Origin of the sequence: Algoriphagus iocasae, from assembly GCF_014206875.1 — a bacterium.
Lineage (GTDB): Bacteria > Bacteroidota > Bacteroidia > Cytophagales > Cyclobacteriaceae > Algoriphagus > Algoriphagus iocasae.
In genome coordinates, this window is the sequence record NZ_JACIJO010000003.1 from 144,998 (window position 1) to 161,379 (window position 16,382).

Here is a 16,382-nt window from a genome sequence, read left to right on the forward strand (position 1 = left end):
TTTCTTAGTTTAAACTTCCATATCCAAAGGGAATTCCCGCTGCCCCACACCAGATAATTCCATGACTGAATTTTGACTCGGGCAAATTTGGTAGGACAAAAAAGTGTTCTCCTGATTCATTGACAATACCAACTTTTTGGAATGACCCTGATTCTGACAATTGAAGCTTGGAAGAAGTGGAAAGGTAGACTGTAACGGTTCCTGTGTGGAAATCTGATTTAAAGTCATTTCCTAATCGGAGAAAATATTTTCCCGCTTCATCAGATACCAATTCGATCATCCCTGTAGTATTGGTGCCACTTTGAGGCATTAACATTCCTTCTTTGATACTTAAAATCACGCCGACAGGATCTACTTTAGAAACTGGATCGGGGCTTAGGGGATCCATCTCATCGGGAGTAGAGGAGCAAGAAGTTATGATTAGAACTACGGCGAAAACTGCGAATTTTTGGAATATACTTTTCATGATACTGCGGGTTTGAATTGGTTTAAGTCTCTAAAAAGAAATCTATTTCTGCTATAATTGATCAGTCCACTTTTCTTTAAAGCAGATAAGGTTTTGGTGACCATTTGTCTACTAGTATCCGCCAGAAAGGCGATTTCCTCATGAGTCAAATTGATTTTTAAAAGCGTTTCATCGCCGAATTTCTTCCCTCTTTTTGATCCTAAATCATAAAGGGAAGCTTTGATTCTTTCTTCAGCTTCAATGGATAAAAAACGGTCGTGTCTGATCCCCATCTGTCTGTTTAGATTTAATAATTGATGGGTAAACTGTTTATGAATTTCAGGACTGTTTAGCTTATCTGCGTCCAGTTTTTGAACCAGGGTGTCTTCTTCAATTACAAATGCGGAACAAGAGTTTGAATGATCCTGAGAAGGAAAGAAATCGCCGAAAATCTCTCCTTCGCTGACAATTCTTAGAATGGTCTGGGTGCCATTGGGTAGAGTTTTTTGGAGTTTGATAGTTCCCTTTTTTAATAGATAAAATCCCTCAGAATCATCACCCTGATGGAAAATCAAATCTCCTTTTCTGAAAATTTTATAATCAGGAAAAGAGGAATGTTCTAATGGTTCTGAACTAGTATGGGCTTGGAATATATTCATTTTGATAATGGTTTAACTTGATAAAAGAGACCTACACTGATCACTCCCGAAGAGTAGATGTTTTCTCTTGCAAAGATCCAATCAGTGAAATTTCGATAGGAAAGACTGACGTTTATTCCTTTATAAACTGGAGTGCTCGCCCCGAAACTATAACTGGTATAGGCAGTACCGTCACCTCTTACAAAATCGCTGACTGTGGTAACTTCATCGACTGATTTTAATGCATTGAGTTTGGTATTCACCCAAACTTTTCCGGCGATTTGGTAGCCGATTTCAGCACCAAAGCCTATTTGATCAGAGAATTGAATGTCGTTGTATTGGGTTCGGTAATTGTATGTCCCAAAAATACTTCCGTAAAAAGGAGCATTTGGTAGGGCAAATGAAGTTGCCAAGGTTCCCCAGACATTAAACTCACCATCTCCGGATGGTAAATTGATCTGTTCAAAATCATTGACTTTGCTTTGTGCGTAATGATTGGCTCTACCTATTGGGATTTCCGGGGTTATGGAGATACTCAAAGGAAGGTATTTTTTAAGAATTGCATGTTTCAACTCAATCTTAAGATCTCCAAGTCCGCTGACTGTTTCGGTCGATTCAAATCCATTCCAGGTTTGAATTGGCCAATTCGCGATAATTGTAAACCGATCTGTAATCCCGTACTCGGAATAGATGACCAGTGATTGTTGGGAAAATTTATTTGTTTCCAATTGCTCTCCAGATAGAGTAAAATAGTCACTGGAAACAAGGGATTGGTAGCTTAGCTGATAGAATCCTTCACCTTTTGCTTTCGTCCAACCGCTTTGAGCATTTACGGAAGTAGCAAGTGTCAGTAAAATCAACCCAAGGCTCAAAGCCTTGAGATGATTGAACTTTCCAAACCAATTAATTTTAAACATTGCTTCCAGGATTAGTTAAGAGGAGCATTTCCAAAAGGAATTCCTACAGAACCACACCATAAAATAACATGGCTATACTTGGAGGTATTAGCGCCGGATGGGATTAAGAAATAGTTTGTTCCTGACATTCTGACCACTCCTAGAGCCAATAATTCAGGGTTTCCATTGGCAGGATCCGGAGTAAAAGTGTCTGAGGTGGAAAGGAATACGGTGACTGTTCCTGTTGCAAGTGCAGTGTTGAAATTGCTACCAAACTGAAGGAATTGCGAACCTTCAGAATCTACTCCTAAGGAAGCTGATCCAGTCGACCCTGCGCCATTTTGGTCGGTAAAATTCCCCATTCTTTGGACATCAAAAGTCCCTTGGGGTATCGTAGGGTCAATGATAACAGGATCAGTATCATCAGAGCATGCGACAAGTCCTAAAAATGTGACGTAAAACAGAAGAATAATCTTTTTCATGATAAGTATGGTTTTGTTATACCCAAAATTGCCCTTAGGTTATCACAAAAAAATCACGGAAGAGTAAAGCTTTTGTCGCAAAAATGACTTTGATTTAGCCTTGCGAACTAATTAAAAACTATGGAACGAAACGAGATAAAGAGATTTTTGGAATTGAAAGAACCTGAAGCTTCCTTTTCTCCAGAGTTAAAAGCATTGTACTTTGATGGAAAAGGAGATTGGCAAAAAGCCCATGATTTTGTAGACCAATTGCCCGGGAAATCGGCTGCAAGGGTACATGCCTACCTGCACAGAAAAGAAGGAGATCAGTGGAACGCAGATTATTGGTATAGAAGGGCAGGAGAGTCTAGGCCTTCGGTTAGTTTGGAGGAAGAATGGGAACTTTTACTGGAAAGGTACTTAGAGAATACCTGACCTAAATTGATTATCAAAGCTATAACATAGTCCGAAAATGATCAAAAAATACCCTATATAGGGTATTTTTTGAGGGTTTGAGGATCATTATTTTTGAGCTTAAATAGTTTTTGATATGAAATTCTTTTACCTCGCATCTAATCCGAATAATCAAGGAGAGTTTAAAATTCATGAAAGAGAATGTGAACACATTCCCGATTTGCATGATCGGGAATACTTGGGGCCATTTAACAATGGTTCAGAAGCAATGAGAAAGGCCATGGATTTGAATCCAAAAGCGAGTACCTGTGAAATCTGCTGCGGTCAAACAGTTCAAACTGTTTTTGTCAGAAAAAAGTAAAAGTAGATTGACTTATTTTTTGATCATATTTTGAATTAAAGTCCTTCAAACTTTTAAATTCGTCTCTGATTAGGAGAAGATTTTTGAAGATAGAAAAGCAAAAATTCCAATCATTTTAATTTCGGGGTGTGGCGCAGTCCGGTTAGCGTACACGTCTGGGGGGCGTGGGGTCGTGGGTTCAAATCCCGCCACCCCGACAAAAGACAGTTCATTTGCGAGCTGTCTTTTTTTATTTGAATACAGTTTGCGTATGAAAGGGAGTATTTTTTGGCTGCACAATGTTTAATTAAATAAATATCATATTTAACACAGTCACTTTTTGCGATTCGATTAAGTTCAAATGCCGAATTAATTTAAAGGTATTTTTAAAAATTCAATTATTAAAAAGTTTAATTTAGAATTGCTCAAACTTCCTGCATAAGAAATCCTCGATCGTAATCAAATGAAGTCAATCGTAGGAGGCGGAAGATACCACTGTGATTGTGTTGGTTCTGTTGGATCATGGTCAGGAACCTATTCTGATCATGCAAATGCTGTTGCAGCAGGTACTGTCCATTGTTCATCAGGGGTTGCTGAATGTTACGCAATACTTCAAACGTAAAAAGATTATTTGACCAGTAGAGTTTTCAAATTTTGAAAACCCTACTGGTCCTAATTAATTAAAATTTATCACCTTAAAAATGGCATATCGAATAAGTCGCTCTTCTTTTAAAATTATATTAATTCTATTTGCCATTGGTTTTTCTTCGTGCTCCAATAATAAACCATATACCGATTTAAATATGGTGGATTTTAAGATAGATACGTTGATTTTTAAACCTGAACATGATATTATAGAATTAGGAGATGACGGAGAGTATTTGGCTTTTTCGGCCATTTCTAAAAATGCCCCTACCTATTCTATTTTCAATCTTGAAAAAAGATATTTGTACACGCTTGATCTAAAAACAAAAAAGCTTTTATCAAAATTGGAAATGTCCGATGAAGGCCCTGATGGTATCGGTGACTGGATCATAGATTTTCAAATGATCAATGATAGTAGTTTTATGGTCCAAGGTGACAAGGTATTTTATTCCTTTAATAAGGAAGGGAAAAGAACTAATAGAGTAAGGTTAGATCACCATTTTTATTTGAATCCAGACTTGGATAGGAAATTTCCAAACACAGGATTTCTTTATAAAGATAAACAATTCCACTTTTCGACAGTAAAAATGGGCACCAACGAATCGGAGGTGCTAAGCTATGATCCGGAAATTGATACCATCTATTTTAGAGAGATACCTTTTGTTGATTTGATAAAAAATTCTTCTGTGATAACTCTAGTCGAATCCTTCACGTTTTATTCTTCTCCTGCATTTGTTATCAGTGATTTTCCAGGTGGATTCCTTATCGTAAATCGAGGAATGCCCAATATGACTGCATACCTTACCAATGGAGATACAGTAAGCACAAAACCTAATAGCTCAAAATTTTTTGAAGATCAGGAGTCTGTTGAAGAAATATTCAGGGCCAAAAATGAAATCGAGGAAAAGGAGTTTAAAAGGGAGTTAGAAAAGCGGATGAACTTTCTTTTACCTATAGTTGACGAAAAGAATCAAAAGTTGTTTAGACTCGGCTATCATCTGACTTCTGATGGAGTTTCATATAAAAATTACTTATTTGAATATGATGCTGATTTAAACTTGACTAGGGAAATCCTCCTAGATGAAATCAAACTTAAACCCAGGAAAATGTTCCTTAAAGAGTCAACTTTTTATTTAGCAGCATCTTTTGACGATGAGCCAGGTCTTTTGATTTTTGAAAATCCGTTCAAAAAATGAATTTATAAACAAGGATTCTGATATTGGATTTAGATCCATAAATAATTTATATGCATTTACCATAAATAAATACTGCACTTATACTATGATTGGCAGCTTTAAAATTTTTGTTTTAAGACAATTTATTCAAAATGTTTAGTAAAATAATTTGTTTTCGTATTGAACAAAAAATTCAAGTGAAATTGCAATACTAGGTTTTAAGTAGTTGAAAATTAGAATTTTAAGTTCTTTTTGTGTAGAAAAGACACAATAATGTTTTACTAGATTTACTGATAAATTTTCTTTAAGTGAATCAATATTTGCTAAAAGTTTATTGTTTGAACGGTTTGATAATTAAATTTTTTCTCAAAAAATTAGCACATTATTGATAAACCCTGAAAGTGAATTTGATGATTAACCTGGAGTCAAAACAGGATTTTTTCAACGATGCGGCGTATTGGAAAGCTTTTATCGGAGGAGATAGAAATGCACTGGAACTGATCTATAGGAGATATATTCAAGATCTTTTTCGGTTTGGCTGTTCCTTATTACAAGATCGCGAACAAATCAAAGATTTGATTCAGGAAGTTTTTATTGATCTCTGGAAATACCATTCCAATCTGCAAGAGACTGATAATGTCAAGAATTATCTGTTCAAATGCCTTTCCAACAAAATTTACAAAGTTTCCAAAGATGAAGCGCGAAGAAGATCGGTGATGGAGGAACATACAGCGGGCTTATCCTTTGTATTCGACAGTCCCGAAAGTGAAATGATAAACTTGCAGCGGGATGAATCCATCAAAAAGAAATTGCATGAAGCAATTGTCGGGCTTCCGATCAGGCAAAAAGAAGTGATTCATCATTTGTTTTTTGATCACCTTTCCTATGAGCAGACTTCAGCTCTGATGAACATCAATTTGAAATCTGTGTATACCCTTGCATGGAAAGCCATCTCCAGTTTGAAGAAAACTGTTTGATTTTATTGTGCTGATAATCAGGTGTTTGTGGTTTTTATTTAAAATTTGTTAAAAAAATCTCTTTTTAGGAGGATAACTTTTTGAGTGTTCGCACTTATCTATTGAATGCGGACTTTATGAGTAAATCAGAATATAGTACAGAAGATTTTGTTTTAGACCCAGAATTCAGAAAATGGGTACTGACCAATGATCCGGAGGCAAAACGGTATTGGGAAGAGTTTTTAGTATCCAATAAGAATAAGATTGAGGAGATAGAGAAAGCTAGAAAAATTCTGATTCATTTACCAAAAGAGGACAACGAGCTTAGCTGCGAAGAAATCAACTTTGAGTGGGATTCTTTGGACGCAAAGATCGATCAATTAGAAAGTCAAAAGAAGCAAACCAAAGTTGTTTCTTTAGACAGTTGGTCTGCCATTCAGCATCATAAAGAAAGAGAGCGCGCGAGAAGGAAAAGAGGTTTTATCAGAACTTCTTTTGCAACGGCCGGAATTGTAGCACTATTTTTTGCAGGTCTTTGGATCCAAACTAATAATCAGGTAGTGCAGGAAGAAAAGGTTTTGAGTTATGAGACTTTTCAGGTTCCTGCGGGAACAAAAGCCAATTACTTATTGCCTGATGGCACTGAGGTGATTTTGAACTCAGAAAGTAAGATTACGTTTGCGAGCAATTTTGAAGGAGATACCCGTGAGATAAGCCTTGTAGGTGAAGGTTTTTTTGAGGTGGCAGAAGATACTCTAAAGCCATTCATTGTAAAAACCAGCCATGTTTCTACCAGAGCTTTGGGTACAGCATTTAATATCAAAGCCTATCCTGAAGAACCGATTTCCATTTCTCTGATTAGAGGTTCTGTTTTGGTGACAAATAGTGAAGTGGAGAATTATTCAGAAAAGCTTGTTCCTGGAGAAGAGGTTTTCGCAAGCTTGGATAACAGTACCTGGACGAAAGGCCAATTCAATTTGAATGAAGCATTGGCTTGGATGAACAAAACTTTGATTTTCAAAAAGACGCCATTTTTGGAGGCGAAAAAGTCGCTTGAGCAATGGTACGGAGTCGAAATTACTTTGGAAAATAACTTCCCCGAAAATCTCTTCATTACTGGAAAGTTTCAGGATGAATCTTTAGAAAATATTTTGGAGGGAATGAGCTATTCTGCTCGATTTACCTATTCAATTGAGGAAAAACAAGTCAAATTAAAATTTAAACCCTAAATACATTTCGCCTATGAAAGAGCAATTTTTTGAATAAAAAAAGCTGAAGGTGCGGCAACACCTCCAGCAGATTTAGGTCTGAAAGTCTAGTTGAATTTTTCTTTCAGTACCAATCGATTACACCATTCTTCACAGTATAAACACTTCGTAAAGTTATGAAAAAAGTCATACTCTTACATGCATTGGCCATGTCCAAAAAAATACTCTATATTTTCTTTATACAATGCCTGTCTATGAGTCTGCTTTTTGCCAATGATGGCAATGCGCAGATCAAAAAAATAGATGAGGTACAGCTCAATCTCAATCTGATTAATGTCAGTCCAATTGATGCATTTTACGCAATAGAGAAGGAGACGGATTTTAATTTCGTGTACACAAGTAAGGAATTAAAAGGCGCTCCTTTAGTCACAATTCAATCAAATAAATCAGTTTACGATTTATTGATTGATTTTTCCAAGCAAACTGGATTACAGTTTAAGCAGGTGAATAACAATATTCATGTGCGCAAAGCAGATGAGCTTGAAGGTAGCTCAGTAAAAATTGAGGAATCAATTCAAGAAACAGTTTCTGGTCAAATAGTAGATGAAACAGGTGCACCTTTGCCTGGGGTTTCAATTATTGAAAAAGGTACTTCAAATGGGGTGATTTCCGATTTGGATGGAAATTTCACTTTATCTGTTGCTTCAGAAGAGTCCATTCTGATATTTAGTTTTATCGGAATGAAGACTATAGAATTACCAGTTGGAGATAGAAGAAATTTCAATTTAACTATGACCTCAGACGAAACTGCCCTAGATGAAGTGGTAGTAGTTGGGTATGGTACAGTTAAAAAGTCAGATTTGACTGGTTCAGTAGGTGTTGTAGGAAGTGAAGAACTTTTAAAAGCTCCTATTAATAATGCGCTCCAAGGTCTTAAAGGAAAAGTTGCTGGTGTGAATGTGTTTTTGAATTCAGGTTCACCTTCTTCAAGCCCTAGAGTCCTTATCCGTGGTTTAGGAACAATCAATTCATCTTCACAGCCTCTCTATGTAGTTGACGGGGTAGTGATGGAGAATATTGAGTTTTTAAATCCAAATGATATAGAAAGCATGGAAGTGCTAAAAGATGCTTCTTCTACTGCAATTTATGGAGCTAGAGGAGCAAATGGTGTCATTATGGTAAGTACAAAAAGAGGGGCAAAAAGTATCGGAACCACAGTAGGTTATGATGGCTTTTTCAGTATTGGAGTATTGCCGAAAAAACTGGATGTTCTTAATGCAGAAGAGTTCATGGAAGTTTTAAGGCAAGGATTCGAAAACCATAGTAAATATAGACCAGGGACTTCAATTCCAGCTTTTACAGCGAATGATCCAAACTTATTTGATGCTAATGGTAATCCTTTGTATGATACTGATTGGCAGGAAGAAGCTACAAGGACTGCGATTTCACATAATCATCAGCTATCCTTCCAATCTAAAGCAGAAAAATCTTCTTTTGGTGCATTTATAAATTATGCTGATATGGAAGGTATTATGCTTAATAATTACCTGAAAAGGATCAATGGTAAGTTTGCTTTTGATGCGCAACCGAAAGAATGGTTGTCTTTAGGATTTAATGTTTTGGCTAACTCTACCAATGAAAATGTATTTGAGGAAAGCGGTGGACATCAGATGCCAAGAAGATCAATGATAGAAATGCCAGCGATTTTTCCTGTGCAATTTCCTGATGGAACCTACAGTAATTCAAGTATGGTTTCGGATCCTTATGGTTTAGAAGCAATCCCTAACCCTGTGCATGTTCTTAAAACGCAGGATCGATTGAGAAAAAGAACTAAGCTTTTTGGGAATTTCTATACTACATTCCATATTCTTCCAGGTTTAGACCTTCGTTCTCAAATCGGATTTGATAAAAATGACTATAACGAACAGATCTACAGTCCGACTGATCTTATAAATATTTCATCTCCAAACGGGTATGCATATTTAGCTAATGACAGAAGTTTATATTGGCAACAGGAGAATTACTTAACCTATACAAAGGATTTTGGTGATCACTCAATTAATGCCATGGCTGGACTTAGCTGGCAAAAAAGAACATCTGAGTTTTTTAATGTAAGTGCAACTGGTTTCTCAGATGATACTTTCACATTTAATAGAATTCAAGCCGCAAGTCAACCAGGTACTCCTAATTCTGGCTATGATGAATGGAGCATGAACTCCTACTTTTTGAGAGGGAATTATAATTACAAAGATAAATACTTGGTTACTTTCACAGGTAGAGTTGATGGTTCCTCCCGTTTCGGAGATAATAACAAATATGGAGTTTTTCCATCCGTGGGCCTTGGCTATGTAATTTCTAATGAGCCTTTCATGCAGGGTTTATCAAACTCTATTAATGAGTTAAAGTTAAGATCCAGCTTTGGGATAACTGGTAATACTGAAATCCCAACTTACCAATCATTAGGTACCATCTCTGCAGGAACTACACTTATTAACGGAACTAGAGCTCCAATAAGTTATGTGAATCGACTTCCAAATCCTGATTTGGAATGGGAGAAAACTACTCAATTTGATGCAGGATTTGACTTATCTATTTTGAATAGAGCTTTGGTATTTAGTTTTGATTATTACTATAAACTGACCAATGATTTACTTTTGGATAGACCAGTTCCTTCATCATCCGGCTTTTCTGCAGTTAGAGATAACATAGGCTCCGTTTCTAATAGGGGGATTGAGGTTTTGGTAAAAGCATTTCCGGTGACTACTAATGATTTTAGCTGGGAGTCAAATCTGAATTTCTCTTATAATCAAAATCAAATTGAAAAGCTTGGTGAAAATGATGAAGATATTTTCCCAGGACCGAATTGGGTTTCCGGAAGCCAGACTATTTTGAGAGTTGGAGAACCTTTAAGCTCGTTCTGGGGATTTGAAAGACTTGGAACTTGGGGAACTGACGAAGCTGCTGAAGCTGCTGAAGTTGGGGCAATTCCTGGTGAAGCAAAAAGAAGTGCGGAAAGAAAGATAATCGGCAACGGTCTGCCAAAATGGACTGGAAGTTTTATCAATAATTTCTATTACAAGAATTTTGATTTTACTCTAGACGTACAATTTGTTGCTGGTGTAGATATTCTACAACAATTCTTCCATTCAACTCAGGATAGAACTGGTTTTGCAAGTGGTCTTAGTGATGTATTATATGATGCTTGGACTGAGGATAATCAAAATACCATGGTTCAGCAGATACGAAATGGTCCTTATTCAGGACAAAATAGTGAAGTGGATTCTCATTGGGTTGCTGATGGTTCTTACATCAGAGGGAATCTAATTTCTCTAGGTTATACTTTTAATGATTTGGTTGCAAAGAATAAAGGATTCAATAAGCTTAGAGTATATGCAAATGTTCAAAATGCCTTTTTGATTCACTCTAAAGACTTTAAAGGTTACGATCCAGAAGCTTCATCATGGGAAGGAAATCAATGGGGACAGAACATTTTCTTCTTCCAGTATCCTAGACCTAGAACATTTACTGTGGGTGTAAGTCTTCAATTTTAATCCTTAACGAAATTTCAAATGAAAAAGACATATATATTATACTTAGGAATACTGCTTTTCTCAGCTTCTTGTGATGGTTTTCTTGAGGAAAAACCAAGAGACGAAGTCGCTTCAAATCAGTATTTTACTAGACCAGAACACGCTAGAGATGCTGTAAACGCTCTATATAGAAGAGGAGCTATGCAAATGTACGAGACAGGAGTTTACTCAGGTGCTCGTATCATGTTTGGCCCTTATTTGTCAGGGTTTGTTGACAATGATTACAAAGGACAAGAGTTTCACGTCCAAAGGGGGCAAACAATGACTTTTGATGGATTAAACCTATCCGATTATTTTAATTCGATGTGGTCTGATATTTATACTGGAATTTCCAGGGCAAATAATGCCATCAAATATATTCCAACTACACCAGGTTTGTCATCTGAAGATGCGGAAAGATACATGGCTGAAGCAAAATTCTTTAGAGCCCTAAATTATTATTATTTGGTTAGGATGTTTGGAGACGTACCTCTTATCACAGAACCATACGAAAGCTTGGAGAATTTATTTGTAGAAAGAACTCCTGCTACTCAGGTTTATGATTTGATAGTGGAGGATTTAAATTCTGCCATTGATGGGGGAGGTTTATCAAGCCAATCAATGTCCAATAATTCTGGTAGAATTTCAAATTCTGTTGCCCAAACAGTTCTAGCGGAAGTTTACTTGACCATGAGTGGGGCTGCTATTGGTGAAGATAATTATGCAAATTCCGCTAATACAGCTAGAGAAATAATTAACTCAGGAATTTATTCGTTGGCTCAACATACTTTTTTGGGAAATGGGGAAATTGCACCAAACGGTTCAGCTTATAATAAACTGAAATCAAGTGTATCCATACCTCAAGAGTATATTTATTATTACGAGTTTGATGAGACAATTGCAAACAATGGCTACCCTGCGATTTGTTATCCTGTTTCTATTGCTCCACAATTAGCTTATGCAATTACTAATAATGCATATGGACCTACACCACCTATGTTAAATTCTTATGATCATGAAAATGATCTTAGAATTCAGGAGAAGCAATATTTCCATACTTCCATTACAATTGATAATGAAGAAGTACAGTTTGCTCCTTCTCCTTATATGTGGGTGGATGAGGAGGCTGCAATGACCTCAGCACTATCCAGTAAAGATAAGTTGATTTATTCTTACGCAGATGTGCTATTGATTGCTTCAGAAGCTATCGCAAAATCTGAAGGAGTTACTGCTGAAGCAGTTGATTACCTTGCTCAGATTAAAGAGAGAGCACTTTGGAAAACTGAATCTGCACAAATAAGAAGTGAATTGGCAAGTTTGACAGTTGATCAATTCGTTGAGGAAGTTTGGAAAGAGCGTCTTAGAGAATTAGTTTTCGAATTCCCAATTTGGTTTGATGTGATGCGAACTAGAAAATTCCCTAAACCATCCAATGATGGCTCTGGTGAAATAGAGTTTATTGATGCAATAGGTACATCCAATTATTTTAATGGGCCTATCAAGGAAGCAAATATGTTGTTCCCATTGCCTGAACAAGAATTGCAAAGAAATCCTACTTTGACACAGAATCCAGGTTACGCTAATTAAAAAAAAACGCCCTGAGATTAATTTTCTCAGGGCGTTTTTCTTACCTAAGATTTCAATTTCTATTTAAAAAACTTCTCCTATTGTGAGCAGATGCTACCGCTTTTCAACAATTCTTTTGAAAAAAGCATCAATTAGAATGAATTTGAGTTTTATCTTTAACACTCGTTTTGAGTTATTTTAAAATTCAGAATTTATTAAGAAGGGTGATTTGATGAATTACTTCTTCACAACTTCTAAAAATCAATCAATTTATTAACCTATGCTTTTGAACCCCAGATTACTAGGGTTGGGGATAGCTTTGACTATTTCTACTCCAGTTATTACTGCACAGGCTCAATCAGTTTCTAAATTATCTCTGGATTCCTTTACCAATAATAAAGGAAGCTGGAAAGAGGTAGGAAACGTTTGGGCGGATCTTTCTCCAAAAGACCATGAACTTATTGCTGAAGGAGAAGGTACTATTTTGTTTAATGCTCCCTCTAAAAAGAAACCTGGAGCAGACCTGATTTCTTCCGAAAAATTCGGAGATGTTGACTTGAAATTGGTTTACATGATGGCCGAAGGATCTAATTCAGGACTTTACCTTCAAGGTCAATATGAAATCCAATTGCTGGACAGCTGGTTGGAAAAAAGCCCAAAAGCTGGAAGTAACGGTGGTGTATATGAGCGTTGGGATGATTCCAAGCCAGATGGACAAAAAGGTTATCAAGGCTATGCACCTAGACAAAATGTGAGCAAAGCACCTGGGATTTGGCAGACATTGGAAGTTGGTTTTCAAGCACCGAGATTTTCTGCAAATGGTGAAAAAATTCAAAATGCCAAATTCAGATACATCCGTTTAAACGGAGTGACAATTCACGAAAACCTAGAACTTTTTGGTCCTACGAGAGGAGCACTTTCCGGTGGAGAAGTAGCCGAAGGTCCTATCAGAATCCAAGGCGATCATGGGCAGGTAGCCATTCAATCTTTGGAAGTAAAACGATTGGATTTAGCATCTCCCCAAATCAAAACTATAAATTATCAAGTCTTCCCAGGAAGATTCACTGAAATGCCTGCTTCATCTGAGCTGAAAGCTGAAAAAGAAGGAAAAATCGGATCTTTCGATGAGTTCAATACAGGCGTTACAGGGGCGGCTTTGACCAAATTCACTGGTGTTCTAAGCATCAAAGAAGCTGGAAACTTTACCTTTGACTTAGATGTACCTAGAGGACTTGGAGCAATTGCGCTAGGTGCAAATGCAACTGCAAGTGATCTCAAAGGTGGTCGAACTAGAGTTGAGAAATCTCTTTCTGCAGGGGATGTACCTTATGTGATTTGGGTTTCCAAGCCTCAGGATTGGACTGCTCAAGGTTTCAATCTAGCAGCAAGTGCAGATGGCATGTGGCCAGTAATATTAAGTGAGCCAGCTTTGGCTTATGATAATTCGGTGGATCCTATTTGGGTGAAAACTGAAGAAACTCCTGTTTTGAGAAGCTTTGTGGAGCTTCCTAATCGTACCAAACTTTCCCATGCTGTATCTGTATCCTCAGAATTTGGTACGCACTTTACATACGACTTGGAAACAAACCAATTGATCCGAGTTTGGAGAGGTGCATTTTTAGATGCGACGCCAATGTGGCATAGTCGAGGAAACGGTGTTTCCAGACCATTGGGAGTTGTAACCGAATTAAGTTTAGATGATCCTTTGCTTTTGAATAGCTCAAATGCTCCGGCTGAAGTAGAATTGAAAAGTACTGGCTACCAAGTATTGGGATCAGGAGATATGGAATTTAAAGCTACGACTTCAAATGGTGGAGTTTTGAAGGATCATATTCAGTTGATGTCAAATGGAAAAGGAATTGTCAGAACTCTTCAACTTTCAGGAGATGGTTCATCTTACAGAATCAAGGCGCTTCCAGGTAAATCATTGAAAAAAGTTTCTAAAACATTGTATCTCATCGAAGATACAGGAGCGTATTTAGAAGTTTTGACGGAAGATGTTACTCCAACAGTCGGATCCTCAGCGGATGGCGGAATTTATCTGCCTTTCAACTCCACTTTGAGTTATGTTGTATTATTCTAAATCAGGCCAGAAGAAGATGAAAAAGATGAATTTAAAAAACTGGATCCTGACTGCGATGAGTATAGCTACTATTCAAGTCGCTTTTGCTCAGGAATCACCAAAAGAGGAAGATTATTTTAAAATTACTCGAGTACCTGCTCCGGAAGGATTACTTCTAGAAGTAGGTGGTTTGACCATGTTGCCAAATGGTAACCTTGGAGTCTCCACAAGAAGAGGGGATGTGTTTGTAGTAGAAAATCCGACTTCCGGAAGACCCTATTTCAAGAAATTTGCATCTGGCCTTCATGAGGCTTTAGGTCTTTACTATGAAAACGGCGCTTTTTATGCCGTTCAGCGTGGTGAGCTTACCAAAATGGTAGATACCAACGGTGATGATAAGGCAGATTTATACGAAACAGTAGCGGCTTGGCCACTTTCTTCACATTACCATGAATATAGCTTCGGTCCAAAAGTAACTCCTGATGGTGATTTTATTGTCACTACCAATGTCGCATTTGGAGATCAAGAATGGTGGAGAGGTGAAAGTAGAGTGCCTTTCAGAGGTTGGACCTTAAAAATCCATCGTGATGGAGAAATCGAACCCTATGCAACAGGGATGAGATCTCCAGCAGGTGTTGGTGTTTTGAATGGCGAAGTTTTCTACACAGAAAACCAAGGTGATTACCAAGGTTCTGGTGGATTATGGCACTTGGAAAAAGGTGATTTCTCTGGACATCCAGCTGGTCTGAGATGGTCAGGTTTACCTAATTCTCCAATCAAAATTACTACTGAGGAATTTGACAAAGTTGTCGATCCTCAAAGAGTGAAAGATGCAAACGGAAGATATATCAAGCCAGAAAATGTGGTAGATGATAATTTTGTCACACTTTATGAGGCTAAAAAATCTCTTCCTGCTATTAAACTTCCTGCAGTTTGGTTCCCATATGGTGTTCATGGAATTTCTACTTCTGAGCCTATCGTGATCCCTGATGGTGTTTTTGGTCCTTTCGAAGGCCAGCTTTTAGTAGGTGACCAAGGTCAAAGTAAGATCATGCGTGTGGTTCTTGAGAAAGTGAACGGTGAATACCAAGGCGCCTCCATTGATTTCAGAAATGGTTTCCAATCTGGAGTTCTTAGAATAGTGTTTGCAGATGATCAGTCTCTTTTCGTAGGTGAAACCAATAGAGGTTGGGGTTCTGCAGGTGATGCAAATGAAGGCTTACAGAGATTGGTTTGGAACCGCGAATTGCCTTTCGAAATGAGAACCGTGAAAGCCAAAGTAGATGGTTTTGAAATCGAATTTACGAAGCCAATCGATAAAGAGTCAGCGGAAGATTTGAGTTCTTATGCGGTAAGTAGCTACACTTATAAATACCACCCAGTTTATGGAAGTCCTCCAGTAAGAAACATGGACCATGAGATTTTGGGAGTTGAGGTTTCTGAAGATGGCATGAAAGTGAGAATTGCTGTGAAGGATTTGAAGCAGTATCATGTGCATAAAATCAGCCTTCCTGGTGTTAGAGAGGCTAACCAATCTCATGAGTTGATCCACCCAGATGCTTATTATACATTGAATAATATCCCAACAGGCACCAAAATGTTGATCAAACCTAAGCCAGTTCCTGTGGTAGAGGTAAAGGAAGAACCTAAAAAAGTAGCGGCTTCATCCACTCCATCTACTGGAATCCCTTCTGAAGCGGAGATCAAAACCTTATTGGCAAAAAACACTTGTACAGCTTGTCATGCGCCAAACAAAAAAGTAGTAGGTCCTGGATTCAATGAGGTGGCTAAGCGTGGTTATTCTCCAGAAAAAATTGTGGATTTAATCTATAATCCAAAACCTGAAAACTGGCCTGGATATGCCACTCCAATGGCTCCAATGCCTCAGGTTAAAAGAGAGGACGCATTGAAAATTGCACGATGGATTAATTCCCTGAAATAATAAATGACAGATATAAATGAGTTTTAATTCAAAAAACCGGAGCCTTTCAGGCTTCGGTTTTTTAT

At 37.5% G+C, this 16,382-nt stretch carries 14 protein-coding genes and 1 tRNA gene; 11 read left to right on the forward strand and 4 right to left on the reverse strand.

Annotated elements, in window-relative coordinates; translation table 11 throughout:
• Positions 1 to 4: 4 nt before the first annotated feature.
• The 4 genes from FHS59_RS14960 to FHS59_RS14975 are packed head-to-tail and all read right to left on the reverse strand — an operon-like array spanning position 5 to position 2,461.
• A complete protein-coding gene (locus tag FHS59_RS14960) occupies positions 5 to 466 on the reverse strand; it encodes a hypothetical protein (RefSeq protein ID WP_184496231.1) in 462 nt (153 codons plus the stop codon).
• A complete protein-coding gene (locus tag FHS59_RS14965; RefSeq protein WP_184496232.1) occupies positions 463 to 1,104 on the reverse strand; it encodes a Crp/Fnr family transcriptional regulator in 642 nt (213 codons plus the stop codon). Before FHS59_RS14965 ends, FHS59_RS14960 begins: the two co-directional genes overlap by 4 nt.
• Positions 1,101 to 2,000 carry a hypothetical protein gene (locus tag FHS59_RS14970; protein ID WP_184496233.1) on the reverse strand — a complete coding sequence of 300 codons (900 nt, stop codon included), beginning with the start codon at positions 1,998 to 2,000 and terminating at the stop codon, positions 1,101 to 1,103. The genes FHS59_RS14965 and FHS59_RS14970 overlap by 4 nt, the downstream gene beginning before the upstream one ends.
• Before the next feature lie 11 nt (positions 2,001 to 2,011).
• A complete protein-coding gene (locus FHS59_RS14975) occupies positions 2,012 to 2,461 on the reverse strand; it encodes a DM13 domain-containing protein (RefSeq protein ID WP_184496234.1) in 450 nt (149 codons plus the stop codon).
• 120 nt (positions 2,462 to 2,581) lie between these two features.
• Here FHS59_RS14975 and FHS59_RS14980 point away from each other — a divergent pair, with 120 nt between their 5' ends.
• From FHS59_RS14980 to FHS59_RS15030, 11 genes are all read left to right on the forward strand, one after another.
• Positions 2,582 to 2,875, forward strand: coding sequence for a hypothetical protein (locus tag FHS59_RS14980; protein WP_184496235.1), 294 nt, complete (start codon positions 2,582 to 2,584; stop codon positions 2,873 to 2,875).
• Between the two features lie 115 nt (positions 2,876 to 2,990).
• Positions 2,991 to 3,215: a hypothetical protein gene (locus tag FHS59_RS14985; protein ID WP_184496236.1), complete on the forward strand. Its 225-nt coding sequence runs from the start codon at positions 2,991 to 2,993 to the stop codon at positions 3,213 to 3,215.
• A 122-nt stretch (positions 3,216 to 3,337) separates the two neighbouring features.
• Positions 3,338 to 3,412, forward strand: a tRNA-Pro gene (locus FHS59_RS14990).
• Between the two features lie 245 nt (positions 3,413 to 3,657).
• Entirely contained in the window at positions 3,658 to 3,816 is a 159-nt protein-coding gene (locus tag FHS59_RS14995; protein ID WP_184496237.1) for a hypothetical protein, read from the forward strand.
• A 79-nt stretch (positions 3,817 to 3,895) separates the two neighbouring features.
• Positions 3,896 to 5,035 (forward strand): DUF4221 family protein, encoded by a 1,140-nt coding sequence (locus FHS59_RS15000; protein WP_184496238.1) that lies wholly within the window; start codon positions 3,896 to 3,898, stop codon positions 5,033 to 5,035.
• Between the two features lie 389 nt (positions 5,036 to 5,424).
• The gene (locus FHS59_RS15005) at positions 5,425 to 5,991 is read left to right on the forward strand and encodes an RNA polymerase sigma factor (protein WP_184496239.1); all 567 of its coding nucleotides are present in this window, start codon (positions 5,425 to 5,427) and stop codon (positions 5,989 to 5,991) included.
• A 116-nt stretch (positions 5,992 to 6,107) separates the two neighbouring features.
• Positions 6,108 to 7,199, forward strand: a complete 1,092-nt coding sequence (locus tag FHS59_RS15010; RefSeq protein ID WP_184496240.1) for a FecR family protein — start codon at positions 6,108 to 6,110, stop codon at positions 7,197 to 7,199.
• Positions 7,200 to 7,354: 155 nt separating this feature from the next.
• Positions 7,355 to 10,729, forward strand: a complete 3,375-nt coding sequence (locus tag FHS59_RS15015; protein ID WP_246388481.1) for a SusC/RagA family TonB-linked outer membrane protein — start codon at positions 7,355 to 7,357, stop codon at positions 10,727 to 10,729.
• A gap of 18 nt (positions 10,730 to 10,747) precedes the next feature.
• On the forward strand, positions 10,748 to 12,334 hold the full coding sequence (locus FHS59_RS15020; RefSeq protein WP_184496241.1) for a RagB/SusD family nutrient uptake outer membrane protein: 1,587 nt from the start codon (positions 10,748 to 10,750) through the stop codon (positions 12,332 to 12,334).
• Positions 12,335 to 12,599: 265 nt separating this feature from the next.
• Positions 12,600 to 14,396, forward strand: coding sequence for a 3-keto-disaccharide hydrolase (locus tag FHS59_RS15025; RefSeq protein WP_184496242.1), 1,797 nt, complete (start codon positions 12,600 to 12,602; stop codon positions 14,394 to 14,396).
• A gap of 25 nt (positions 14,397 to 14,421) precedes the next feature.
• Positions 14,422 to 16,317, forward strand: coding sequence for a c-type cytochrome (locus FHS59_RS15030; protein ID WP_184497506.1), 1,896 nt, complete (start codon positions 14,422 to 14,424; stop codon positions 16,315 to 16,317).
• Positions 16,318 to 16,382: the final 65 nt, after the last annotated feature.